This is a genomic window from Enteractinococcus helveticum (assembly GCF_001657475.1).
GTDB lineage: Bacteria > Actinomycetota > Actinomycetes > Actinomycetales > Micrococcaceae > Yaniella > Yaniella helvetica.
Genome location: NZ_LXEY01000018.1, coordinates 129,129 through 152,208, shown reverse-complemented (window position 1 = coordinate 152,208; position 23,080 = coordinate 129,129). Strand labels below are relative to the sequence as shown.

22 protein-coding genes are annotated in these 23,080 nt (G+C 53.9%); 7 read left to right on the top strand and 15 right to left on the bottom strand.

Translation table 11 applies throughout. The features are described from left to right. Positions 1–63: 63 nt before the first annotated feature. Together rpsD and A6F49_RS07755 are read right to left on the bottom strand one after the other, a co-directional pair. Positions 64–690, bottom strand: coding sequence for a 30S ribosomal protein S4 (gene rpsD / locus A6F49_RS07760; protein ID WP_052504870.1), 627 nt, complete (start codon positions 688–690; stop codon positions 64–66). A gap of 222 nt (positions 691–912) precedes the next feature. After that, on the bottom strand, positions 913–2,385 hold the full coding sequence (locus A6F49_RS07755; RefSeq protein ID WP_082911658.1) for a replication-associated recombination protein A: 1,473 nt from the start codon (positions 2,383–2,385) through the stop codon (positions 913–915). A gap of 56 nt (positions 2,386–2,441) precedes the next feature. On the opposite strand from A6F49_RS07755, the gene dtd reads away from it, so the two are divergent. Further along, the gene (gene dtd / locus A6F49_RS07750) at positions 2,442–2,894 is read left to right on the top strand and encodes a D-aminoacyl-tRNA deacylase (protein WP_043057935.1); all 453 of its coding nucleotides are present in this window, start codon (positions 2,442–2,444) and stop codon (positions 2,892–2,894) included. 39 nt (positions 2,895–2,933) lie between these two features. Here dtd and A6F49_RS07745 read toward each other — a convergent pair whose 3' ends face one another. From A6F49_RS07745 to hisS, 3 genes are all read right to left on the bottom strand, one after another. Then, a complete protein-coding gene (locus A6F49_RS07745) occupies positions 2,934–3,482 on the bottom strand; it encodes an HIRAN domain-containing protein (protein ID WP_043057934.1) in 549 nt (182 codons plus the stop codon). Positions 3,483–3,662: 180 nt separating this feature from the next. Further along, the gene (gene aspS / locus A6F49_RS07740; protein ID WP_043057933.1) at positions 3,663–5,474 is read right to left on the bottom strand and encodes an aspartate--tRNA ligase; all 1,812 of its coding nucleotides are present in this window, start codon (positions 5,472–5,474) and stop codon (positions 3,663–3,665) included. 77 nt (positions 5,475–5,551) lie between these two features. Beyond that, complete coding sequence (gene hisS, locus A6F49_RS07735; protein ID WP_043057932.1) at positions 5,552–6,910, bottom strand: histidine--tRNA ligase; 1,359 nt, start codon at positions 6,908–6,910, stop codon at positions 5,552–5,554. A 170-nt stretch (positions 6,911–7,080) separates the two neighbouring features. Here hisS and A6F49_RS07730 point away from each other — a divergent pair, with 170 nt between their 5' ends. Further along, positions 7,081–8,442: a DUF349 domain-containing protein gene (locus A6F49_RS07730; protein WP_043057931.1), complete on the top strand. Its 1,362-nt coding sequence runs from the start codon at positions 7,081–7,083 to the stop codon at positions 8,440–8,442. 85 nt (positions 8,443–8,527) lie between these two features. After that, positions 8,528–9,160 carry a hypothetical protein gene (locus A6F49_RS07725; RefSeq protein ID WP_043057930.1) on the top strand — a complete coding sequence of 211 codons (633 nt, stop codon included), beginning with the start codon at positions 8,528–8,530 and terminating at the stop codon, positions 9,158–9,160. Here A6F49_RS07725 and A6F49_RS07720 read toward each other — a convergent pair. From A6F49_RS07720 to A6F49_RS07680, 9 genes are all read right to left on the bottom strand, one after another. Continuing rightward, complete coding sequence (locus A6F49_RS07720) at positions 9,157–11,439, bottom strand: RelA/SpoT family protein (RefSeq protein WP_407643831.1); 2,283 nt, start codon at positions 11,437–11,439, stop codon at positions 9,157–9,159. The two genes, A6F49_RS07725 and A6F49_RS07720, sit on opposite strands and share 4 nt — an antisense overlap. A gap of 165 nt (positions 11,440–11,604) precedes the next feature. Then, complete coding sequence (gene secF, locus A6F49_RS07715; RefSeq protein WP_043057929.1) at positions 11,605–12,630, bottom strand: protein translocase subunit SecF; 1,026 nt, start codon at positions 12,628–12,630, stop codon at positions 11,605–11,607. Further along, positions 12,627–14,366 carry a protein translocase subunit SecD gene (gene secD, locus A6F49_RS07710; protein ID WP_043057928.1) on the bottom strand — a complete coding sequence of 580 codons (1,740 nt, stop codon included), beginning with the start codon at positions 14,364–14,366 and terminating at the stop codon, positions 12,627–12,629. Before secD ends, secF begins: the two co-directional genes overlap by 4 nt. A gap of 56 nt (positions 14,367–14,422) precedes the next feature. After that, a complete protein-coding gene (gene yajC, locus A6F49_RS07705) occupies positions 14,423–14,881 on the bottom strand; it encodes a preprotein translocase subunit YajC (RefSeq protein ID WP_052504869.1) in 459 nt (152 codons plus the stop codon). Between the two features lie 170 nt (positions 14,882–15,051). Further along, positions 15,052–16,218, bottom strand: coding sequence for a Holliday junction branch migration DNA helicase RuvB (ruvB, locus tag A6F49_RS07700; protein WP_082911656.1), 1,167 nt, complete (start codon positions 16,216–16,218; stop codon positions 15,052–15,054). Between the two features lie 3 nt (positions 16,219–16,221). After that, on the bottom strand, positions 16,222–16,854 hold the full coding sequence (ruvA, locus tag A6F49_RS07695) for a Holliday junction branch migration protein RuvA (RefSeq protein ID WP_043057927.1): 633 nt from the start codon (positions 16,852–16,854) through the stop codon (positions 16,222–16,224). An 81-nt stretch (positions 16,855–16,935) separates the two neighbouring features. Further along, a complete protein-coding gene (ruvC, locus tag A6F49_RS07690) occupies positions 16,936–17,577 on the bottom strand; it encodes a crossover junction endodeoxyribonuclease RuvC (RefSeq protein ID WP_235604911.1) in 642 nt (213 codons plus the stop codon). Next, the gene (locus A6F49_RS07685; RefSeq protein WP_043057926.1) at positions 17,578–18,339 is read right to left on the bottom strand and encodes a YebC/PmpR family DNA-binding transcriptional regulator; all 762 of its coding nucleotides are present in this window, start codon (positions 18,337–18,339) and stop codon (positions 17,578–17,580) included. Between the two features lie 78 nt (positions 18,340–18,417). Further along, positions 18,418–19,719 carry an alpha/beta hydrolase family protein gene (locus A6F49_RS07680; RefSeq protein WP_043057925.1) on the bottom strand — a complete coding sequence of 434 codons (1,302 nt, stop codon included), beginning with the start codon at positions 19,717–19,719 and terminating at the stop codon, positions 18,418–18,420. 130 nt (positions 19,720–19,849) lie between these two features. On the opposite strand from A6F49_RS07680, the gene msrB reads away from it, so the two are divergent. From msrB to A6F49_RS07660, 4 genes are all read left to right on the top strand, one after another. Continuing rightward, positions 19,850–20,305, top strand: coding sequence for a peptide-methionine (R)-S-oxide reductase MsrB (gene msrB, locus A6F49_RS07675; protein ID WP_043057924.1), 456 nt, complete (start codon positions 19,850–19,852; stop codon positions 20,303–20,305). Positions 20,306–20,372: 67 nt separating this feature from the next. Then, on the top strand, positions 20,373–20,966 hold the full coding sequence (locus A6F49_RS07670; RefSeq protein WP_327019957.1) for a DUF3000 domain-containing protein: 594 nt from the start codon (positions 20,373–20,375) through the stop codon (positions 20,964–20,966). A 116-nt stretch (positions 20,967–21,082) separates the two neighbouring features. Beyond that, positions 21,083–22,255 carry an HRDC domain-containing protein gene (locus tag A6F49_RS07665; RefSeq protein ID WP_235604909.1) on the top strand — a complete coding sequence of 391 codons (1,173 nt, stop codon included), beginning with the start codon at positions 21,083–21,085 and terminating at the stop codon, positions 22,253–22,255. Between the two features lie 47 nt (positions 22,256–22,302). After that, a complete protein-coding gene (locus tag A6F49_RS07660; protein WP_043057922.1) occupies positions 22,303–22,746 on the top strand; it encodes a QcrA and Rieske domain-containing protein in 444 nt (147 codons plus the stop codon). A gap of 3 nt (positions 22,747–22,749) precedes the next feature. Here the strand turns inward: A6F49_RS07660 and A6F49_RS17695 are convergent, their stop codons facing one another. After that, a complete protein-coding gene (locus tag A6F49_RS17695) occupies positions 22,750–23,058 on the bottom strand; it encodes a PLD nuclease N-terminal domain-containing protein (RefSeq protein ID WP_150119422.1) in 309 nt (102 codons plus the stop codon). Positions 23,059–23,080 lie beyond the last annotated feature (22 nt).

Here is a 23,080-nt window from a genome sequence, read left to right as displayed (position 1 = left end):
CGGCCCGGTGCCTTGTCAAAAAGCAAGGGACACCGAGCCGGGAATGTTAATTGAATACTAGGCTTAGCGCGAGTAGTGCTCGACAACCAGCTGTTCTTGAATCGACACTGGGATGTCAGCGCGTTTTGGTTCACGAGCCAAGGTGGCGCGCAGTTTGTCGATTTCTACTTCCAGGTAGCCTGGAACGTCTGGCAGGACTTCCTGGTGTGCACCGGTGGCAGCGATCTGGAATGGGACCATGGTTTCGCTACGCTGTGCAACGTGAATCAGCTGGCCTGGTTTGACCTGGAATGATGGGCGGTCAACACGCTGACCGTCAACCAGGATGTGCTGGTGAACAACCAGCTGGCGGGCCTGTGCGATGGTGCGGGCAAAACCGGCACGCAGTACCAGGGCATCCAGACGTGATTCCAGCATTTCGACCAGGTTTTCACCGGCCAGACCCGAGCGGCGGCGTGCTTCTTTGAAGTAGCGCACCATCTGGGCTTCACGGATGTTGTAGATAGCCCGCAGACGCTGCTTTTCTTTCAGACGTACCGAGTAGTCAGAATCCTGACGACGACGGGCACGGCCGTGCTGTCCTGGACCGTATGGGCGGCGCTCCATGTACTTTTCAGCTTTTGGAGTCAGGGCAATACCGAGTGCACGCGAGTGGCGCACTGTGCGGCGGGTACGAAGACCTTTAGCCATAATGGTGGCTTCCTTTTCTTGTCATGCGGAATCGTTTGGTTTTGTTATCACTCACAGGACAGAGCCGACTAGCTATTGCTGTTTGTGAATCCTGGCCTCTGATGTCGTTGTTTTCCAGAGAGCTGAGGGTTATACCGCCAACCGTCATTACTACCGTTTCTCCAAAAACTGCAGAAACGTGCCAGACAAGGGGCAAGTTTAGCAGACTCATGAGCTTGACCCCTAATCGTCAGCAACGTTGTCCTTTGCCGACTTGGGTTCCTGCTGCTCAGATGTTTTGGGTTCTGCCTCAGGTGCCGGCTGAGGTTGGGGCATGGGTTGGTTCCGTAATATGGCACGGAGTCGGTCGACCCGCTCCCCCAGCATCTGTTCTCGGCCGTTGCCGGTGGGCTGGTAATACTCGCGTCCCTGGAGTTCATCGGGCAAGTATTGCTGGTCGGTGATCGCGTGTGGGTATGAATGTGGGTATTTATAGCCCACCCCGTGGCCGAGCGCTTTAGCTCCGGGATAGTGGGCATCGCGTAATGGTTTCGGAACAGTCCCCGCACGACCTGACTTTACATCCGCTAAAGCGGCATCAATAGCCATATAGGACGCATTGGATTTCGGCGCGGTTGCCAAATGCACCACTGCCTGAGCTAATGGAATACGTCCTTCTGGCATCCCAATGAGTTGAACGGCTTGCGCCGCGGCAATAGCCGTTTGCAAAGCCGTGGGGTCGGCCATACCCACGTCTTCCGAAGCGTGAACGATAAGACGCCGGGCAATATATCTCGGGTCCTCCCCGGCATGAATCATGCGCGCCAAATAATGCAAAGCGGCATCAACGTCCGAGCCACGGATGGATTTGATAAACGCGGAAATAACGTCGTAGTGCTGATCACCATCTTTGTCGTAGCGCAGCACCGCCTGGTCCATCGCCTGGGCCGCGTGCTCGACGGTAATGCCAGCCGGACCGCTGCCGGTACCGTGTTGATCTACGGCCACTCCGGCGGCGGCCTCCAGGGTTGTCAATGCCCGGCGTGCGTCGCCCTGAGCCATCCGAATCAAGTAATCCGAAGCTTCGTCATCAAGCTCTACGGTGTTATTGAGCCCACGCTCATCGACTAATGCTCGCTCGATGAGTAAGTCGATATCTTCATCGGTCAACGGTTCAAGAGTCAGCATGATGGACCGTGACAGTAATGGTGCCACGACAGAAAATGATGGGTTCTCGGTGGTGGCAGCAACTAAAATCACCCAGCCATTTTCGACACCGGGTAACAGGGCATCCTGTTGTGCTTTGTTGAAACGGTGAATTTCGTCCAGAAATAGGATGGTGGTCCGACCGTAAAGGTCGCGATTATCGAGAGCCTGGTCCATGACCTGACGAACGTCTTTAACTCCGGCTGAGATGGCCGACAGCTCGACGAACTTTCGGTCCGGGGCCTGCGAAATGACATGGGCGAGCGTGGTTTTACCGGTGCCTGGCGGACCATACAAGATGATGGAAGTCGGGCCGATGTTCTTGGCACCGGTAGTTTCTGTGAGTTTTCGTAGCGGTGAACCTGGCGTCAGCAGATGCTGCTGGCCGACGATCTCATCCAGGGTCCTTGGACGCATCCGCACAGCCAAGGGGGCACCAGCAGAGGCTCTACCGGTGGTCGTCGTACGGTCGTCGTCATCATCATGGGCCGAGGAGAACAAATCTTGCACGCCTCTACTCTAGTGATTGCAACGGACTGATGATATCCGCAACTACACTTGAAGCCATGCGTGCAGTTATTCAAGTCGTTTCGTCAGCAAGTGTCACCGTCGAGGAACGTACAGTCGGTGAGATTTCAGGCCCTGGGCTGATGGTTTTATTGGGGGTCACCGTTGATGATGGCCCAGAACAAGCCGATGCGCTAGTACAAAAGATCGTGAACCTGCGAATTCTCGGCGACGAACAGTCTGCGCTTGAGCTCAACGCACCGGTCCTGGTGGTTTCGCAGTTCACCCTCTATGCGGATGTGCGCAAAGGACGTCGCCCATCGTGGTCGAAGGCTGCCCGGCCGGAGCAGTCGGAGCCGCTGTATGAGTATTTCGTGGAGCAACTTCGTAACCAGGGCTTGGACGTAGCAACCGGTGAATTTGGTGCCATGATGGATGTTGCCCTGGTCAACAGTGGCCCGTTTACTTTGGTTATTGATTCGGATGAATTGGCTGCTCCGCGCCGCGCGTGATCCCACTCGCGGTGTGACCTGACCACTGTTCGTGAGTAGCTAGGGCCCTGAGTTCCAGTAGGGCGGAGGACCGTCGTCGATTATTTTGCGAAGGATCGGGACGTGCGGGAGTCTAAATTGATCTCCGCCGTAGTAGGTTTGGTCGCGAGCGACGATGAAATCTGAGCCCACTTGATCAAATAGTGGCGCGTACTCTGCTGCTGCGGCTGCCTCGAGGTATCCAAATTTTCGATCTCCCCCGTAGACCGCCACCGCGTTGGCATCATATTCATTATCTGGCTCGCGGTGTAAGAAGAAATAATCAGCGGCATATCGCCCCATGGTGTCAGCTTCCACCCAGTGGCTGGTGGCTACGACACGGAACACTCTGTCGGCGTCATCTCGGAGATCAACGGCTACGTTGGGTGCCGGTCGGTAATGAGCGGTTACGCCAGTCGTCCCATCGTTCCAACTTTGCCTCGATCCGCGGCGGCGCACTTCTGCAATCGACCGGTTTTCACTGGCGAGATCATAACCCTGCTGTTTGTTTCGCGTGCGCAGCAGGTAGATGATAATGACAATCGCAATCACTAGTAAGAACAGTGTCATGGCTTAAATTCTAGGCTCAAGGTACCCCTGATAACCATGCGCTTGCAGATTCTAGGTGTCCGAAACATGCCGAATACTCAGTCAAAGTGACGACAACAAGACAGTCGTTTCGATTTTGCAACAAAACGCCGATCAGACCCGCAAGTCCGACCGGCGTTTTGATCAAGGTCAAAGCAGTTGTTAGGCGTTGACTTCTTCTGTCATGTCGTCTTCTTCTGGTACAAAGTCCACACCGGTCTCGGCACGCTGCTCATCGGGAATTGGAGCGGGTGCGTCGGTGAGTGGGTCGTGGCCGTTGCCGGTCTTCGGGAAGGCGATGACTTCACGGATGGAATCCGTTCCAGCAAGCAATGAGATCATGCGGTCCCATCCAAAGGCGATACCACCGTGTGGTGGAGCACCGTATTGGAAGGCGTCTAGCAGGAAGCCAAACTTCTCTTGGGCGTCTTCTTCGGAGATACCCATGACCTTGAAGACCCGCTTTTGGATTTCCTGGTTGTGAATACGAATTGACCCGCCACCGATTTCGTTGCCATTGATGACGATGTCGTAGGCGTAGGCCAACGCTTCACCCGGGTTGGTGTCAAAGGTGTCGAGGTATTCAGGTTTTGGCGAAGTGAACGCGTGGTGTACAGCAGTCCAGGCACCATCGCCGACTGCGACGTCACCTTCGGCTTCAGCCAGGGCAGCAGGTTCAAACAGCGGGGCATCAACGACCCACACAAAGGACCAGTCTTGTTCTTCTGCTGGTACTTCAGAGTTGTTTTTGATTAGCCCAACGCGGTGACCAATTTCAACACGGGCTGCACCCAGCAGGGCGCGTGAAGCGGCAGGATCACCGGCAGCAAAGAAGATCGCATCGCCAGGGTTCGCACCAACTTTTTCAGCCAGACCGGCAAGTTCTGCTTCCGTGATGTTCTTGGACACTGGGCCGGTCATTTCGCCGTCTTCTTTGTACAGCACATAGGCCAGGCCGTGGGCACCGCGCTGTTTTGCCCATTCCTGCCATGCATCCAGCTGACGACGAGGCTGTGCGCCTCCACCTGGCATCACGACTGCACCGACGTATTCGTTTTGGAATACCCGGAACGGGGTGTCTTTGAAGTATTCGGTCATGTCGGTCAGTTCCAGACCGAATCGCAGATCTGGTTTGTCTGTGCCGTATTTTTCCATGGCATCTTTGTAGGTGATCCGTGGAATCGGTGTGGAGATTTCCACGCCGATGAGTTTCCAAATCTCCGTCAGCAGGTTTTCAGCGAGTTCGATGATGTCGTCTTGTTCGACAAAGGATGCTTCGATATCCATCTGGGTGAACTCTGGCTGGCGGTCTGCGCGGAAGTCTTCGTCACGATAGCAGCGTGCGATTTGGTAGTAGCGCTCAATGCCACCGACCTGTAGTAGCTGTTTGAACAGCTGTGGCGACTGTGGCAAGGCATACCAGGAGCCCGGTTCCAAACGTGCTGGGACCAGGAAGTCGCGCGCGCCTTCTGGCGTAGAACGAGTCAGCGTTGGCGTTTCAACTTCGATGAAGTCATGGTCCGCCAGCAGGTTGCGGGCAATGCGGTTAACTTCCGAACGCAAGCGCATAATGCGAGCTGGCTCAGGACGACGCAAGTCTAGGTAGCGATGCTTGAGGCGAACTTCTTCGCCGACTTCAACGTGCTCATCGATTTGGAATGGAAGCGCTGCTGCGGTGTTGAGCACGGTGACTTCAGAGGCGTAGAGCTCAACATCGCCCGATGCAATATTTGCGTTCTCCGAACCTTCAGGACGCGCCTTTACCTCAGCGGTAACCTGCAGGACGTATTCGTTGCGCAGGTGATCGAACTGGGATTCATCGTGCACTACGATTTGTGCGATACCGGAGGCATCACGCAGGTCGATGAAAGCTACACCACCATGGTCGCGACGGCGAGCCACCCAGCCTGCCACGGTCACGGTTTGGCCAATGTGTTCGGCGTTGAGTTTGCCGAGTTGATGGGTGCGAAGCACGTTGTGTTTCCCCTTTTGAGTTCTACGTGTTGATTGAAATTCTGTGATATTCGAAGCTAGTCTACCGTTCAGCGCAATCAGTCGTTGTGCTGAACGGTGTTGAGAATCATGGCTTGAAGATCTTCTGCAGGTGGCATCCAGGCGGTGGGGTCTGCTGCTACCTGTTCCCCGGTACGAATGTCTTTGACCTCGTGAATGGTCTGGCCGTTGTCAAAGTTGGTAAACCAGACATACGGGATGCCCCGACGATCAGCATGCCGAATTTGTTTGCCAAACTTCTCAGCCTTGGTGGCCACTTCGGTATTGATTCCTCGAGAGCGTAGCTGCTGGGCCACGTCTTGAGCCGCTGACCAATCTTCATCTGAGGTCAGTGCGACATAGACTGCGGTAGGAACTTTGCGCGTTGCCTCAACCATATCTTGAGAAAACATTCGTGTGATCAATCGTGTGACACCGATTGATAGCCCGACGCCCGGGAAGCTGCGCTTACCTTTCGTTGCCAGTGCATCATATCGGCCACCGGAACAGATCGAGCCCAGTTGCTCATGGCCCACCAGGTTCGTCTCATACACGGTGCCGGTGTAGTAATCCAGGCCGCGAGCAATCGACAGATCCGCCACCGCGGTTCCGGGAACGCGCTTATGCAGTTGGTCGATAACTTCTGCAAGCTCTTGGATGCCTTCTTCAAGCAGCTCATCCTCCACGCCCAGTGCGCGGACCTGGTCGGCGAACGAGGAGTCCTCAGTACGAATCTGAGCAAGCGCCAGAGCCAATTCAGCCTGTTCCGCGCTAGCGCCTAATTCTTCCTGAAGGGCCTTTGAAACTTCCTCGGCACCGATCTTTTCTAGCTTGTCGATATTGCGTAACACTCCGGCGGTGTCATCAAGACCGATACCGCGGTAAAAGCCTTCAGCTAGCTTGCGGTTATTGATCCGGATAATGAATTGACCGATCGGCAGTTTGGATAGTGCTTCGGCCATCACCAAAGCGACGTCGATGTCGTGGCGGAAGTCCAGTGCGCCGTCCCCGACAACATCGATATCTGCCTGGGTGAATTCCCGTGCACGACCCTCCTGGGGGCGTTCACCGCGCCAGACTTTTTGGATCTGGTAACGACGGAACGGGAAGTTTAGGTGACCGGCATTTTCTATCACGTAGCGGGCAAACGGTACTGTCAGGTCAAAGTGCAATGCCAAACGCGAAGTATCTGCAGGATCTGGGGCATCCGTTTCATGAATGCGCGAAACCGTATACACCTCTTTGTCGATTTCCCCTTTGCGCAGGAGCGTCCCCAGCGTTTCGACAGCCCGTGTTTCAATATTGGAAAAGCCGTGGAGTTCGAAGACTTCTGCCAGTGTATTGAGCACATGGAGTTCTACGAGACGCTCTTCAGGCAGCCATTCGTGGAATCCAGAAAGTGAAGTCTTACGGGACATAGCGGTGTGATCTCCAAGAGTTCTATGGTGGGTAGTGCAATGCGCAGACTTACGCATCCTATTTAAAGTACTCTGCCATTGTATGCGTTTCGCGTAAGCTATCAGTGACCATCTCATCACAGTCATCCGATGGCTGACGGGATCTCCACCTACGGAAGAAAGTTATAGCGGTGACAACGAGTCAACAACCCGACGCCCCAAAACCAGTAGCTCCTAAACCAAGCGCTGTTACCCCAGCTGAAGTCCCGCCGGTTGCACCGGTGGCACCAACGCCTGCCTACACCTCTGATCTTGGGGAAGCCAAGCAGTTTGCTGAGGTATCTGACGACGGGGTTGTAACCCTTCTCGATGGCGAAGAAAAGGTCGAAGTTGGTCAGGTGCCAGAAGCTTCAACAGAGGACGCGCTTGCCTACTACGTTCGTAAGTATGACGACGTTATGACGCAGCTGCAGTTACTCAAACAGCGCCTTGACACTGATGTGTCGAATCAGGAGTTGCAGAAGACTCTTGATCAGATCGATGAAACGATTGCTGCCCGACAGCTGGTCGGCGATATGGCGAAACTTCGTGACCTATCGAGGCAACTACGCAATGATCTCGTGGAACGACAGGCCAAATTGCAGGCTCAGCGCGAGCAGGCCATCGCCGAACAGCAGGCTGCTCGCGAAAAGATCGTCGCTGAGGCCGAAGAAGTCTCTGGCCAAGATCCTGACAAGACCCAGTGGAAACAGTCCACCGCGAGAATGCGTGAACTGTTCGACCAATGGCGTACCGTTCAAAAAACTGGGCCACGCTTGCCTCGAGCTACGGAAGACGAGTTGTGGAAGCGTTTCCGTTCAGCTCGCAATACGTTTGAAAAGAATCGTCGAGCATTCTTTTCTCAATTAGACGCACGAAATGCGGAAGCAAAGAAGGTCAAAGAAGACTTGATCGCTCGTGCTGAAGCCTTGCAGAATTCCACCGACTGGGGTCCCACGACGATCCAGTACCGGGACCTAATGACCGAGTGGAAAAAGTCGCCGCGTGCCTCTCGAAAAGATGACGATGCACTATGGGCACGATTCCGGGCCGCACAGGATGTCTTCTTCAATGCTCGTGATGCCGCGAATGCTGAATTGGATCGTGAATACGAAGCAAACCTTGCAGTCAAAGAACAGATTCTCAAAGATGCTGAACAGCACCTCCCTTTCAAGAATCTTGAATCAGCACGCGCCACTATGAAAGACCTCCGCGCGCGTTGGGATGAAGCTGGACGTGTGCCGCGCAAAGACATGAGCCGCATGGAAGCAGCCATGACCAAGCTCGAACGGAATCTGACCGATCTCGAAGAAGAACACTGGCGCAAGACGGATCCAGAAACCAAGGCGCGTACCGATTCTGCCTTGTCACAGTTGGAAGACACGATTGCTCAATTAGAAGCTGACCTAGCTGCAGCCGAACAGTCCGGAGATCAGAAGAAAATCGCTTCTGTCCAAGAGGCGCTCGAGGCACGCCGCCAATGGTTAGAAGTAGTTCAGGCTGCTGGTGAATAACCCCAGCTAGCCACACAGGCGAAGTTATCCACAGCTCCGGTCGACACGCCGTCGGCCGGAGCTGTTTTTTGTCATCATGAGTCTCATGACTACTTCACACAATGATGCACCCTTTTCGATTACGAACGAATACCACCTCTATGTACCCAACAATCCGTATAACGCATCAGAGCTGTCTGCCATGGCGTATCATGGTATGCTCCGCCCACAATTTGGACCATTTTACGTAGATATTGACCTGCCGGATACGGCATCACAGCGAGCTAAAAGTGTACGGATGATTGGCGAACGTCTCATCTCTGGCAGCTGGACTGCAACCTTACTGACCGCAGCATGGATTCATTTAGGTGGTCAGGCACCAGAATTCTTCGAGGCAGCAACCGCTTGCACAACACGCCAGAGGAAGAGATCGCGAATCATGTCGTCAGCCATTCGACAGTCAGATTACTTGGAACGCTCGGATATCTCAGACGAGGACCTGCAAATCATCGGCGGTGTTGTCGTCACAGCACCAGAATTGACCATCATGGATCTGTTGCGAATCGGTGGCACACAACGACACCAAGATCGAGCGTATGAACTCCTCGATAGAGTTAATATTGACTCGTTGAGGCAACGTTTCGATGCCCACAGTGCCTTACCCGATATAGGGACCGCGCAGCAACTTTTCGAATCCCTCGTGCGCCAATACCAGAGTATTCATCGGATGGTAGTTTAGGTCGCGGCGGAGTTTTTGCTGCGATCAGAACGCCGATAGACATCATAAACGCCATCAACTTGACGCACTGCGTTCATAAGATGCTCAAGATGATCGGTGTCGCCCATTTCAAAGACGAAGCTCGTCTCAGCCACGCGATCGCGACGAGTTTTCACATTGGCGCTGAGAATGTTGACATGATGGTCAGCCAGTACCGCAGTTAAGTCTGACAACAGCTGCTTGCGGTCTAATGCCAGCACGAGAATATCAACGTTGAAGGTCGTATCGGAAGTCGGAGCCCACTCCACCTCAATGAGCCGATCTTGTTCGTTGGTATTGACGATATTCAAACAATCCTTGCGATGAACCGAGATCCCTGAGCCTCTGGTCACAAACCCGATGATGCTATCCGGCGGCACTGGCGCACAGCACCGTGCCAGTTTAGCCATTACGTCGCCGGCTCCAGGAACAACAATGCCAGAGTCGGTATGTCGCGATGGCGGTGGAATGGTCGGGATCGACACCGTGTCAGGTTCTGGTTCCGCTTTTTCGTCTTCCGGAGACAGGAGACGTTCAATCCGGTCCAAAACATTTGTTAGTGACAATGTTCCATCGCCGACACCCACGTAGAGCCCCTGAATGTCTTCGTGGTTGAGTTGCTCTGCGACCTTGGTGAGCGTATCAGTACTGAGCATCTGCTGCAGTGGAAGGGTGCGTTTGCGAGCCTCTTTGGTTAGGAGCTCCTTGCCTCGCTCTATAACCTCATCCCTGCGTTCCTTCGAGAACCAGTGGCGTATGCGGTTGCGTGCTCGGCCTGATCGTACGAATCCAAGCCAGTCCTGTGAGGGGCCAGCATTTTCACCTTTGTCGGTGAAGATCTCAACGGTATCCCCGTGATTGAGCACTGTATTGAGTGGCACTAGACGATCATTGACGCGTGCTCCAACGGTGCGGTGTCCGACCTGTGTGTGAACGCTGTATGCAAAGTCCACAGGCGTGGAGCCGGACGGCAGTGCTTTGATCTCCCCCTTCGGGGTAAAAACATAAACTTCTGCTGAACCGATTTCGGTACGCAGGGAGTCAAGAAAATCATTCGGATCCGAGGCGTCTTGCTGCCAGTCGAGAACCGTCTTGAGCCACCCGGGTGTCTCGGCATCGGCCGTTCCGCCGCGTTTGTAAACCCAGTGGGCAGCGACGCCGTATTCGGCTCGATGGTGCATTTCATGGGTTCTGATCTGGATTTCAACACGCTTGCCGCCTGGCCCGATCACGGTGGTGTGCAGTGATTGGTACATGTTGAACTTCGGCATTGCAATGTAGTCTTTGAATCGCCCCGGAATCGGTGACCACCGAGCGTGTAGCGCACCTAAAACGGCATAACAATCACGAACCGAGTCGACGAGCACGCGAATGCCCAGGAGGTCGTAGATTTCATTGAATTCTTTGTCCTGTTCCTGCATCTTTTGGTAGATCGAGTAATAATGTTTCGATCGACCAGTCACCGTGGCTTTAATTTTGACAGAGCGAAGTTCCTTATCGACTTGTTCCGTCAAATTGGCAACGATCTTTTGGCGTTGAGGCGTCCGCTCCCCCACGAGCCGAACGATCTCTGCATAAACTTTTGGTGACAGTGCCGCAAATGAGAGGTCTTCCAGCTCCCACTTGATCGTATTCAACCCCAGGCGATGTGCCAGCGCAGCATAGATTTCCAGGGTTTCTTTGGCTTTTCGAGCGGATGATTCGGGGGCAACATAACGCCATGTGCGCGCATTGTGGAGCCGGTCGGCAAGTTTGATCATCAACACACGGACGTCTTTGGCCATCGCAATAATCATTTTGCGAACGGTTTCTGCTTCTGCAGCAGAGCCGAAATCCACCCGGTCAAGTTTTGTGACACCATCAACTAGCAGTGCAACATCTGGGCCGAAGTCCTTCGTGAGCTGCTCAAGCGTGTATTCGGTGTCTTCGACCGTATCGTGTAACAGCGCTGCGATGAGTGTTTCACCGGTCAGTCCGAGTTCGGCAAGAATTGTGGCTACCGCTACCGGATGGGTAATGTACGGGTCACCCGATTTCCGGTACTGCTCACGGTGGTGATAATTCGCCACATTGAAAGCTCGGATGATTGGTCCGATATCGTCTTTGGGGTTCCGAACTTTTAGGGTGCGGATCAGGGGTTCAAGCAGCGGCGAGTAGCCTCGTCCTGTAAGACGGGCGAAACGACCAAAACCTCGCGCTGGAGTCAGGGCATCGGGACCCTGCTGTCCACCTTGAGGTGATGTTGGTTGTGATGAAGCCACAAACCCTCCCCTTACCATGAACTTCGATCTAGTCACCTAGCTTAGTGTGTCATAAACCTTTGGTGACACTTAATTGATGGATTCGAACATATCAGCTTAAAACCACAGTGTCCTATAACCTCCGGTTCGAGGCTATAGGACACCAGGTAATCGGCCGTGGAGCGACTACTTCTGCGACGACGCCGCAGTTTCAACATCCTCGCCCTGCGGTTCTTGTGAACCCCGGCGACGTAGAATTCTGGCATCACGGTCTTGGATGGCTTCTTCGTTTCTCCGGAACAGCGCATACAGTGGCGCCTGGATAAACAGTGTGGCGACAGTGCCAACGATGATGCCAACGAAGATCGACAATGAAATATCGCGAAGTGTTCCTGCACCAAGCAGTCCTGCACCGATGAACAGGATGGACCCCACCGGCAAAATACCCACGATGGAGGTCGTAATCGAGCGAACCAATGTTTGGTTGACGGCTAGGTTAACCAGCTCATCAAAGGTCCGCCTCCTGTCCTCGTCGAGGTTTTGGGTATTTTCGCGAATCTTATCGAACACCACGACGGTGTCATACAGCGAATAGGACAGAATCAACAGAAAACCGATAATAGCTGGTGGCGTTACTTCAAAGCCCACTGCCCCGTAAATACCAACAGTCAGTGCGACAACATACATCAGGCCAACGATGGCCGCAGCTGACATTTTCCAGGTTCGGAAATAGATCGCTAAATACAGTGCGACCAGTACCAGGAACACGATCAGGCCAATCAGCATCTGCTGCGATACGGCCTCACCCCAGGTCGGTCCGACAAAGTTCGACGTCACCTGTTCTGGAGCAACGCTGTAGCCTTCTTGAAGATTCGTGGCGACCTGTAATGTTTGATCGTCAGATAATTCAGCGGTTTGAACGCGGATTGTTCCCGGCGCGATGGTGGTAGCTGTAGCTTCGACGTCTGGCAGAACTTCCGAGACGGCTTGTTCACCAATCGATGGATCAGTATTTTCTACGGCCGATACGGTGAATTCAGAACCTCCGCGAAATTCGATACCAAGGTTGAAGCCCCCGCGAAGTGCGGTAATGCCCCCGGCCACGACCAAAAGGATCAATGCAACGACAAACCAGGTTTTCCATTTCTGGACAAACGGGTATGATTTTTTGCCCGCATAGAGTTCGTTACCCCAGGTTGCTAAGCGACTCATGAGTCCTCCTGTGCAGGCTCGCTATCTGATGTTCTGGATGATTGCAGCGCTGCTTCACGCTCTGCTGCACGGCGTTCGGCAATTGTCTGACGCCGTGCAGCTTCTTTGCCAGACCGTTTGCTTTTCTTGGCCCGAACTTCAACGACTTCTTGTTCGGGACGGAACTCACGAATTCGTCCTGCCCCCTGATATAAGGGTTTTTGGCCTAGAAGCGACGGATCCATACCCGACATCGGGTGTCCTGATGCGAAGAATCTCGTCTTGGCAAGCAGTTGCATGACCGGGTGGGTGAACATGTACACCACAATGAGGTCGGCGATCGAGGTCAGTCCGAGAGTGAAGGCAAATCCTCTAACGTTACCTACTGCCACGAAGAACAGCACTACTGACGCAAGGATGTTGACCAGCTTGGAAACGGTAATGGTTCGTTTGGCTCGATCCCACCCATAGTTAACGGCGGCCTCGAACGGTCTACCGTTGCGCATTTCGTCTTTAATACGTTCGAAATACACAATAAACGAGTCCGCGGTCAGACCAATCGAGACGATGATACCCGCGATCCCCGCCAGTGACAGGCGATAGTTATCAGACCAGCCCAGTAAGACAATGGCTTGATAGGTCAAAATGCCCATAATGACGATGGATGTCAGAGTGACCAGACCGAGGGCACGGTATTGGAAGAACTGATAAATCGCAACCAGTGCGAGACCAATCAGACCTGCGATCAGTCCCCAGAACAGCTGATCTTGACCCAGCGTGGCTGAAATCTGTTGCTCTGATTCAACTTCAAAGGAGATAGGCAGCGAACCATATTGGAGCTGTTCAGCAAGCTGCGCTGCAGTTTCTTCTGTAAAGTTGCCAGAAATCTGCGCTTGGCCGTCAAGAATGACGGCCTGCGAGGCAGGTGCAGACACAATCTGGCCATCGAGCAGAATCGCGAACTGGTTCTGCGGCGAACTCATGCCAGTCAGTCGCTGGGTGATTTCACGGAACTTTTCCGCACCCTCATCCTCAAAGCTGATGTTTACGACCCACTGATTGGAAGAAACACCTGTTGGGGTCGAAGCCATCCCGTGCTCGGCGGAATCGATCTCGTCGCCGGAAATTTCAAGGGGTCCCAGAATGTATTTGGTTTGCGTGCTGAAGTCACACGCTACAACTGCCTCGTCTGCCGGTAGGTCGTCACGCACCTGTCCAGCTTCCGGGGCCGTACAGTCTGTGCTTTGGAACTCGTCATAGACTTCGGGAGTAATCCAATTCGGATCAGAGCCGTTCTCAGGGGTCGCCTCGGGTTCTCGAATTTCAGAAATATCGAGGCGTTCTTCTTCGGGAGTGGCCTGGAACGGTCCGGAGGTGAGAACCGACCGGAATTCCATGTTGGCTGAGGCCTGGATCAATTCGCGGGTCTGGGCATCCGGAGTGCCAGGCATAGAGACAACAACATTGTTGTCACCTTGTGTATTAATTTCGGCCTCTGAAACACCGGAACCATCGACACGTTGACGAATAATTTCAACGGCCTGGTTCATTTGTTCGGAGGTAACCGCTTCGCCCGTCGACGTTTCTGGGGACAGAACCATTTGGGTACCGCCCTCGAGATCTAGGGCCAGCAGCGGTAGACCATTGGAATTGTTGGTGGCAATGCCAATGCCCATGATGACACCCAGGCCAACAATTATTGCTGTCAACCATGCCAGCGAACGTCGAGCACGGGACTGTGGGTTCTTAGACGCCATGGATATAACGGGCTTTCAATATGTTATTTGACAAGGAGGAACTGTTACTGCCGGGCTTAGCGGTCGCGGTCGTCGCGCGGGTCTTTGTATTCTGAACCGTAATCGGTATCTGGAGTGTCCGGCGAAGCTTGCTCTGGGTAATCTGGAATATCATCGACGGTGATATCAGATTCAGGAAGTTCCTCAGCGTTCGTTTCCTCAACGACCTGTCCGATCGCTTGAAGGTGAACAGTCGCAAAGTGTCCCGGAGACAGTTCGATGACGGCTTTATTGTCATCACGATCAACTTCGATGATGGTTCCGTAGAGTCCGAACGTAGTCATGACCTGCATGCCGGGTTCCATCGAGGCGCGCTGTTGTTGTTGAGTTTTCATAGCTTTACGGCTACGGCGGATCATCATGAAGAACAGCAAACCAAGTACTGCCAACATGAGGAGCATGAACATGCTCGAACCGCCTTCTTGGCCGCCTTCGGCTTGTGCGATAACGGTGGCGAATTCAGCGTTATGGGTCATTAATCATCTACCAACTATCTTGTCGTCATACAGTGCAGGGCTATGCACTCACGGAAAACTGCCGGTCTTACGGCAATTACACACAATGTCTGAGCCTATCCTAATGGCCTGACTTAAATAGCGTGAATTTCATGTCGCTACCCAGCGGTAACCGGTGAATGTTATGTCACTCAGTCTCGGTCATCAAAAAATAGCATTCCTTCTGTATCTTCCTGCGGCATGTAGTTTTCTGGTACGTCATGGTGCCCATCAACTTCTGGCTCACGAGCCGTACCTTCCGGCAACAGCGACCACAGACTTTCTGAGGCAGTATCCTCGGGAGGCTTAAGGCCAAGATGTTCCCACGCAGCCGGCATAGCGATCCGCCCCCGGGGAGTCCGACCTAACAGACCTTCCCGTACGAGATATGGTTCTGCCACGGTCTCAACAGTTTCAATTTCTTCTCCGACGGCGATGGCAAGCGTTGACAGCCCTACCGGTCCCCCATTGAACTTCGTGCACAGGGCATCCAGCACCGACCTATCGAGTCGGTCCAGCCCACGAGAATCAACTTCATACATTTCTAAGGCAGAAGCCGCTGCGCGTGCGTCCACTGAAGCCAAGCTATTGACGAGCGCCCAGTCGCGGACCCTGCGTAATAGCCTGTTAGCGATTCTCGGGGTGCCACGAGAACGGGAGGCAATCTCTGTAAACGCCTCATTGGTCAGACTCATATCCAGCATGGCCGCAGATCGACGAATCACCATTTCGAGCTCTTCGGTCGAATAAAAGTCTAAATGTCCGGTGAAGCCAAAACGATCCCGCAACGGAGCCGGCAGCAAGCCCGCTCGAGTGGTTGCGCCAACAATGGTAAAAGGGGGCAATTCAAGTGGAATAGACGTCGCGCCTGCGCCTTTCCCCACCACAATATCGACCCTGAAATCTTCCATTGCCATATAGAGCATTTCTTCCGCTGGTCGAGACATGCGGTGGATTTCATCCAGGAAGAGCACTTCGCCTTCCGTCAGCGAAGACAAGATGGCGGCTAAGTCACCAGAGTGTTGGATCGCTGGTCCAGAGGAGATTCGCAACGGTGCGCCCATTTCCTCGGCCACAATCATCGACAGCGTCGTTTTGCCCAAGCCGGGAGGACCAGACAACAGAATGTGATCTGCGGTTGCGCCTCGGAGCTTGGCTGCTTCTAACACGAGAGCTAGTTGTTGTCTAACGCGGTGTTGCCCCACGAAATCCGCAAGGTTTTTGGGTCGCAAGGCGGCTTCGACTTCGCGTTCCTCGGTGGACGCGTTACCGGTCACGATCCGATCTTCATTGTGCGGGGAGAAACTTGAGTCTGTCATGAATTAGAGCCGTTGCCTTCTTTGGCCTTCGCCAAGATTTTGTAGGGTTGCGCGCAGAGCAGCTGAAACGTCAGGGGATTCTGCCAGATCTGGATTCGTTTCCAACGCGTTGGCAATACCCTTCAGCGCATCTTTTTCGTTCCAGCCAAGACCAATAAGCGCCTGTTGGACTTGATCTTTCCATGCTGGCTCTTTACTACGGCTAGTTGTTGTCGAAGGCTGATCTGGCTCATCCCGTGGGACAAGTTTGCCAGACAGTTCAAGTATGATCCGCCGTGCAGACTTCGGCCCGATGCCCGGAACCTTGGTAAAGGCTTTATCGTCTTGTTGATCGATGTGCTGTCGGACCTCATCGGGGTCAAAAACGGACAACACCGCTAACGCGATTCGCGGCCCGATGCCTGAGACGGTCATCATCGTCTCGAAGATCTCACGTTCATCGGCGGTACCAAATCCGAAAAGGACTGGGTTGTCGTCACGGATCATCAGCAATGTTTGAACCGTAACTTCGCTGCCGAGCCGTAGTGCCGACAGAGTGTTGGGACTAGCCGAAAAAACGTAGCCGACGCCGGCAACCTGTATCACGGCATTATCGGTCCCAATATGTTGGATTTCGCCGGTTAGCGACGAGATCATATGCTCTCCCTCTGACGGCTATCCACCATCATTTTCACGTGATTATACGCCTTGACTGTGGTCGTGGCGGCGGCTCGAGGCCTATTTCGCTCGTTTTTCAGCTGCCAGCCACAGCTTCTGAGCAGGCGTCAAATTCGCAGGTTTGTTCTCGAATCTAGATTTTCTTGCTGGACTGGTTAGTTTGCCCGTGTCTAGGCCTCGACCAAAGAGTCCCCCACGCCACGCGTGTGCAATAGCCACCGCAATGGCATCAGCTGCATCGGCAGGCTTCGGAGGGGTTTCGAGATTCAATATGCGAGTCACCATGGCAGTAACTTGTTGCTTATCTGCACTGCCCGAACCGGTCACTGCAGCTTTGACCTCAGAAGGCGTCAATAGTGCGGTAGGAATGTCTTTGCGAGCCGCCGCAGCAATAGCCACACCAGAGGCTTGGGCTGTGCCCATCACCGTCGGGGTATTATGCTGGGCAAACATTCGCTCGACCGCAAGGTGGTCCGGCTGATACTTCACAAGCCATTCATCCATGGCTCGGTCGATAACTGACAACCGATGACCTATAGATTCCGTACCTGGACTTCCTACCACGGTCACATCAACGAGCTGCGCGCTGCGATTCGCAGCGATGTCGACGACTGCAATACCGCAGCGCGTCAGCCCCGGGTCAACGGCGATGACACGCAGTATCCCGGCGGCTGTTTTTGTATGGACACGTCGATTGGTCACTTAGGCGTCCTGGGCTGCCATTTCTTCAAGCACCTCAGCAGAGATTTCGACGTTGGTATAAACGTTTTGCACGTCATCGAGTTCTTCAACGGCGTCCCAAAGTTGCACGAAGGAGCTCGCTGCTTTCGCATCCAGTTCAACTTTCATCTCCGCATAGAATTCCACATCATCAGATTCGTATTCGATGGCTGCATCATCAAGAGCTTTTGAGACGCTTTGTACATCTGATGGATCGGAAATAATTTCAAATGCCGTACCTGAGCGAACGATTTCTTCGGCGCCAGCTTCGATAACTGCCATCATGACGTCGTCTTCTTCATTGTTTTCTGCCGGTACTCGGACCACTCCACGGCGTTCAAACATAAAGGCGACGGACCCAGGGTCAGCCATTTGTCCGCCATTACGAGTAACGGTGGCTCGTACTTCAGACGCGGCACGGTTTCGGTTATCGGTCAGACATTCGATGAGCAGCGCAGATCCTACCGGACCACGAACTTCATACATGATTTCGACATAGTCAACGACTTCACCGGTCAACCCGGCGCCGCGCTTAATAGCCCGATCGATATTGTCATTGGGGACAGATTGTTTCTTGGCCTTGGTAACCGCCACCTCTAGCGCAGGGTTTCCGTCCAGGTCGGCCCCACCGGCCCGAGCAGCAACTTCAATAGCCTTGATGTGGGTGGCATACATTTTGGCGCGTTTGGCGTCCAGCGCGGCTTTCTTATGCTTCGTTGTATGCCATTTTGAGTGACCTGCCACTGTAGTGAACTCCTCTCCCGTTTAACACAACGGGCGTCAGGGGTAGATTGAATGCCTCCCAGTATAGAGGTTTAGCCGTTATTCAGCAGGTGTTGTGCCTGCCAGGCTGAGCCGCGAAGGGGAGATCCCATTGAGTAAAACATGCAACCAGGTCAATACGGCTGATTCAAACCGTACTGGATCAACATTCCACTCTCGCGTGTGACGAGCCTGCTGGAATCGAATCAGGCTGACAAGACGACGGTTCTTATGCGCTAATTTTTCCGACGGACCAATCGGGACAAAGTCGTCGTCTTGGGAATGCAGTATCAAGATGGGGTGGGTGATATCACCGGAGCGGCTGACCCAATCGAGCTGACGAAAATCTAGCGGGGCTGCCAGTCCTGTGATGGTGCGTCCCCAGGGTGATTCGATCAGCCAGCGCCCTAATTTGCCGGCCGGATGGGGCAGTCGATTGACCCGAGCTTGATGACGCAACACATCTAACCAATCAATAACCGGACCGATCAGCACAAGCCCTTGAACGTAACGGGCCAGTGAGGAGCGTTGAGCTAGCTGTAAGCTGACCGCCGCCCCCATAGAGTATCCAGCCAGGACAACAGATGTTGCACCGTTATTGAGTGCATATAAGATTGCAGCCTCAATGTCCGGCCACTCGGTGGCCCCCAGCCCGTAGCGTTTGTCCCGAGCATCCGGTGCTTCACCGTCGTTGCGGTAAGACACTAATAATCCTGGCATACCCATCCGTTGAGCAATGCCCATCATCCGCAATCCTTCGTTGCGTTTAGAACCTCGCCCGTGAACGGTAATCATCCACGTATCATGGAACTGCGTTTGACGACTAGACGGAATAAACCATGCCGGGGCGAGACCGTTGTCTACCGGAATCCATACATCTTGGGACGTGTAACCCGCTGCTCGCGGCGTAGGCCACACGAACCCCGCCCAGCGACCGCGTACGGCTTGGGACAGGTCACCACTGTAAATTTCTTCTACCTGCCGCGTGACAATTTGTTGCTTACGATCGATTGACACGACCTCACCGATGCGAGCTACCCCTTGGCTCTCGTGAAAGACCAAGGCATATTGCCCGCGCACGGTGGTCTGATTCGTAATCGCAAGGTCAACGAGATCCGGAGTCCTGTCATCGGTGGAAGGCCGATACCGATAGATGCGAACATCTTCTGCCGGATGTGGCTCCGGAGTGACCACCGTACGAGCAAAAATGGACGCAAGCGTGGGAATCGCTGCTAGCACAGTGCCTGCCAGGGCCCCAGTGATAGCTCCCACGGCTGACCAGCGAATGGTACGTTTCGTTCGACGATTTTGGGTGTAGGAAAATGGCGTTCGGACAAAATTACCCAGGTTGTTGTCACCCATGCCTAACATTCTGACGTGAAGTACAGTTTTTTGCCAGCCACTCGTACCCGTTTCGCCTGATTGCGTATGGCGAGTTTTGCAGTGAGGCAAAACAGTAGATTTGGCCAGTCACCAACGATAGATTGGCGACATGACAAGCACATCAGATTTCTCCCAGTCAGCCAATGAGCCACTAGCCGCTGAACAAGCACGATCCTTGTCGGAAGACCAATGGCGCCAGCGATTGAGCCCCGAAGCCTTCCAAGTTCTACGCCAAGCTGGGACCGAGCGTCCTTTCACCGGCGAATACTGGGACGCTGAAGATGCTGGGGTGTACTCCTGCCGGGCTTGCGGCCAGGAACTATTTGCTTCAACGACCAAATTTGATGCCCGATGTGGCTGGCCATCGTTCTATGCGCCAACCGATAATGAACGTATCGTCTATATCGAAGACAATTCTCTAGGCATGACACGCGTGGAAGTACGGTGCGCCAATTGTGACTCACATCTAGGACACGTTTTTGCCGGCGAGGGTTTCGATACGCCAACTGACCTTCGCTACTGCATCAACTCCCTGAGCCTAAATTTGACAAAATCGCAAGATTAATTTCTCGGTAGCAGGTTTTCGGCGCGCCGTCCACAAAATCCTTCAAGTGGGGGTTTAATCTGGGAGTGTGAATCCACGACAGTCTCATGCGCAAGCTTTGCAGGCCGCTCCGCAGACATTTCGAGTGGCCCTTGATCAGTTGCGTCAAGCCAACACGCGCGATGAGGTCGAGCTCAACGAGGTTCCTGCGCCTGCAAAACTTGCTCCGTATGCGGTGGCAATGTCTGCTGATGTGGCAGCCAGCAACGGCGAAGCACTAGCAGTTGGTCGCTTCATCATGCTCTACAATCCTGAATATTCGGAAGTCTGGGACGGAAATTTCCGAATTGTTACGTATATCAAAACTCGCCTTGAGTCGGATTTGGGAGAAGATCCGCTCGTCTCAGAAGTCGCTTGGACTTGGATGGTTGAGGCTCTAGATGACGCTGAAGCCACCTACCGTCAACCCGGTGGTACCGCAAGTCGAGTGCTGTCCCAAGGGTTTGGCATGCTGGATCAGCAAATCGAGACGATAGACTTAGAACTACGTGCGTCCTGGACTCCAGAAGGTGACTATCTTGATCGGCATCTGACTGCGTGGAGTGATATGGTCTGCACATTCGCCGGATTACCACCCGTAACCGAGGGTGTCATTCCGTTTAGCCCACATCGAAGGAAGTAACGATTTCTAGCACGCATCTCACGGCAGGCGATTCCGAGGAATCTCAGCACGCCGCTGAGACCTCACAGGTTCTCGACCCTGTTCTCATCGACCAACCTATCGCCGGGATACCATCAGTGATCGACACTCCGGCTCAGCTCCAGCACGCTGCAGACAAACTCCGCTCTGGCACCGGACCTGTTGCAGTAGACACCGAGCGAGCCAGCGGTTACCGGTATGGGCAACGGGCTTTTCTGATTCAGCTCAAACGCGATGGCGATACGATTTGGCTCATTGACTCTGAAGCCCTGGATGATCTTGAACCAATACAGCAAGCCTTGACGGGAGTCGAGTGGATTCTACATGCGGCCATTCAAGACTTACCTTCGCTACGGCAAGCGGGTCTGTGGCCTGATCAACTCTTCGACACTGAACTCGCTGGCCGACTGCTCGGGTATCCTCGTGTAAGTCTGTCTGCCCTGTTGGAGCGCAAACTCAACGTCACGTTAGCCAAAGAGCATTCGGCAGCGGATTGGTCTGTACGACCACTGACTGAAGACATGCGCAATTACGCCGCACTTGACGTTGAGCTGCTCCACCAACTGCGTGAAGCAATGATTGATGAGCTCCAGAGCGAGCACAAACTTGAAATCGCCTATGAAGAGTTCAATGCCCTACTAACGCGCCCGCTCAAACCGCCACGGAAAGATCCTTGGCGCAAGACCTCAGGGATCCACGAGATTACCGATCGTAGAGCGCTAGCTATTGTTCGTTCTCTGTGGACCACACGGGAAAAGCTTGCTCAGTCTCGTGATCTCCCACCTGGGAAACTCCTCAATGACCGCACCCTGATTGCAGTAGCCAAGGCTAGGCCACGAACGGTCCCCCAACTCATGAAGATCCCCCGCATGCGTCGTCGTGCTGCGGCTAAAGATGCTCGTCGCTGGCTACAAGCAATCCAAGACGGTATCAAAATTGCGCAGGACCCTGATAAAGTCCCGCCACTACGAATTTCTTCTCAGGCTCCCCCAGCGGTCAAGGCATGGCGGGAAAAAGACCCGCTGGCCGCGCGGCGTCTGCAAACAAGTCGCAAACGGCTTGCCAGGGTCGCAGAAGAACAGAGCATGCCACTAGAAAATCTCCTATTGCCCGAGACTCTTCGTGAGTTATGTTGGCGTCCGCCTGAGCCGATCACCCCGGAGTCAATCGAACGCCGCCTTCGGGACCTCGGGGCTCGTCCATGGCAAGTGCAAGCAACCTCAGCGGTTATCACAGTTGCGCTTTTGGACCCGGATCCCCTCGACAAATAATCCAGTCCACCATCAGATCCAGCTTTAAAACCAGGATTGAACACGATATGAGCTGCTGTAAAAAACTACCGAACCGTCGCACATTTTTAGCTGCTACTGGAGCCGCTGCAACCGCAGCCGTCGCCTTATCAGCGTGTTCACCCGGCCCTGAACAAGACACCTTCTCCGGTGGAGCTTTGACCAAAGCGCTGGCATTAGACGATCTGCAACCTGGCGAATCAGTACAGATGGCAGTGGGGGCCAATCAGGTGTTGATACATCGCGAAAGCCAGGATGTTGTGCATGCCTATTCCGCAGTCTGCACGCATCAAGGCTGCATCGTAGGTGTTAAAGACCACGACGCCTCATCTCCGTTTGTTTGCCCATGTCACGCCTCGAATTTTGACAAGTTGACGGGCGATGCGATCGCTGGTCCTGCCCAACGGCCGTTAACCCGACATGAGACAGCCATTGAAGACGGCTGGATCCTCGTTCAGGTCGAACCGGCCTAGCGCTCAATCCCGCGGATTTGAATAACGGCCTCGGCTCGGACGTGGACGCCCCATAACCTGCTGATTTGAGGCTTTCGTTGCCGGGTCCCAGGTTGGATCCTCGGCATGCCGACGTGGATAATAGCGTTTAATCCACCACCACCAGGCGATGGAGCCGATACCGGGCAAAATGAAGATGGCCAACACCCACCATAGACGTTGTACTGCGTTCAGGGGTGCCTTCGTCAGGCTCCACAACGACCAAACCATGATCGCTACGAGCCCGATCGCCCCGATGTTTATGGCGATGTCGAAGAATGTACTGATGATCAACTACTTTCGTACGACGCGAGCT

Excerpts from the sequence above, each read along its gene's own strand:
- ruvA (WP_043057927.1), bottom strand. The coding sequence starts at position 16,854 with ATGATCTCGTCGCTAACCGGCGAAATCCAACATATTGGGACCGATAAT.
- dtd (WP_043057935.1), top strand. The coding sequence starts at position 2,442 with ATGCGTGCAGTTATTCAAGTCGTTTCGTCAGCAAGTGTCACCGTCGAG.
- secD (WP_043057928.1), bottom strand. The coding sequence starts at position 14,366 with ATGGCGTCTAAGAACCCACAGTCCCGTGCTCGACGTTCGCTGGCATGG.
- A6F49_RS07680 (WP_043057925.1), bottom strand. The coding sequence starts at position 19,719 with ATGGGTGACAACAACCTGGGTAATTTTGTCCGAACGCCATTTTCCTAC.
- A6F49_RS07660 (WP_043057922.1), top strand. The coding sequence starts at position 22,303 with ATGAGCTGCTGTAAAAAACTACCGAACCGTCGCACATTTTTAGCTGCT.
- msrB (WP_043057924.1), top strand. The coding sequence starts at position 19,850 with ATGACAAGCACATCAGATTTCTCCCAGTCAGCCAATGAGCCACTAGCC.
- ruvB (WP_082911656.1), bottom strand. The coding sequence starts at position 16,218 with ATGACAGACTCAAGTTTCTCCCCGCACAATGAAGATCGGATCGTGACC.
- A6F49_RS07725 (WP_043057930.1), top strand. The coding sequence starts at position 8,528 with ATGACTACTTCACACAATGATGCACCCTTTTCGATTACGAACGAATAC.
- rpsD (WP_052504870.1), bottom strand. The coding sequence starts at position 690 with ATGGCTAAAGGTCTTCGTACCCGCCGCACAGTGCGCCACTCGCGTGCA.
- A6F49_RS07745 (WP_043057934.1), bottom strand. The coding sequence starts at position 3,482 with ATGACACTGTTCTTACTAGTGATTGCGATTGTCATTATCATCTACCTG.
- yajC (WP_052504869.1), bottom strand. The coding sequence starts at position 14,881 with ATGACCCATAACGCTGAATTCGCCACCGTTATCGCACAAGCCGAAGGC.
- secF (WP_043057929.1), bottom strand. The coding sequence starts at position 12,630 with ATGAGTCGCTTAGCAACCTGGGGTAACGAACTCTATGCGGGCAAAAAA.
- hisS (WP_043057932.1), bottom strand. The coding sequence starts at position 6,910 with ATGTCCCGTAAGACTTCACTTTCTGGATTCCACGAATGGCTGCCTGAA.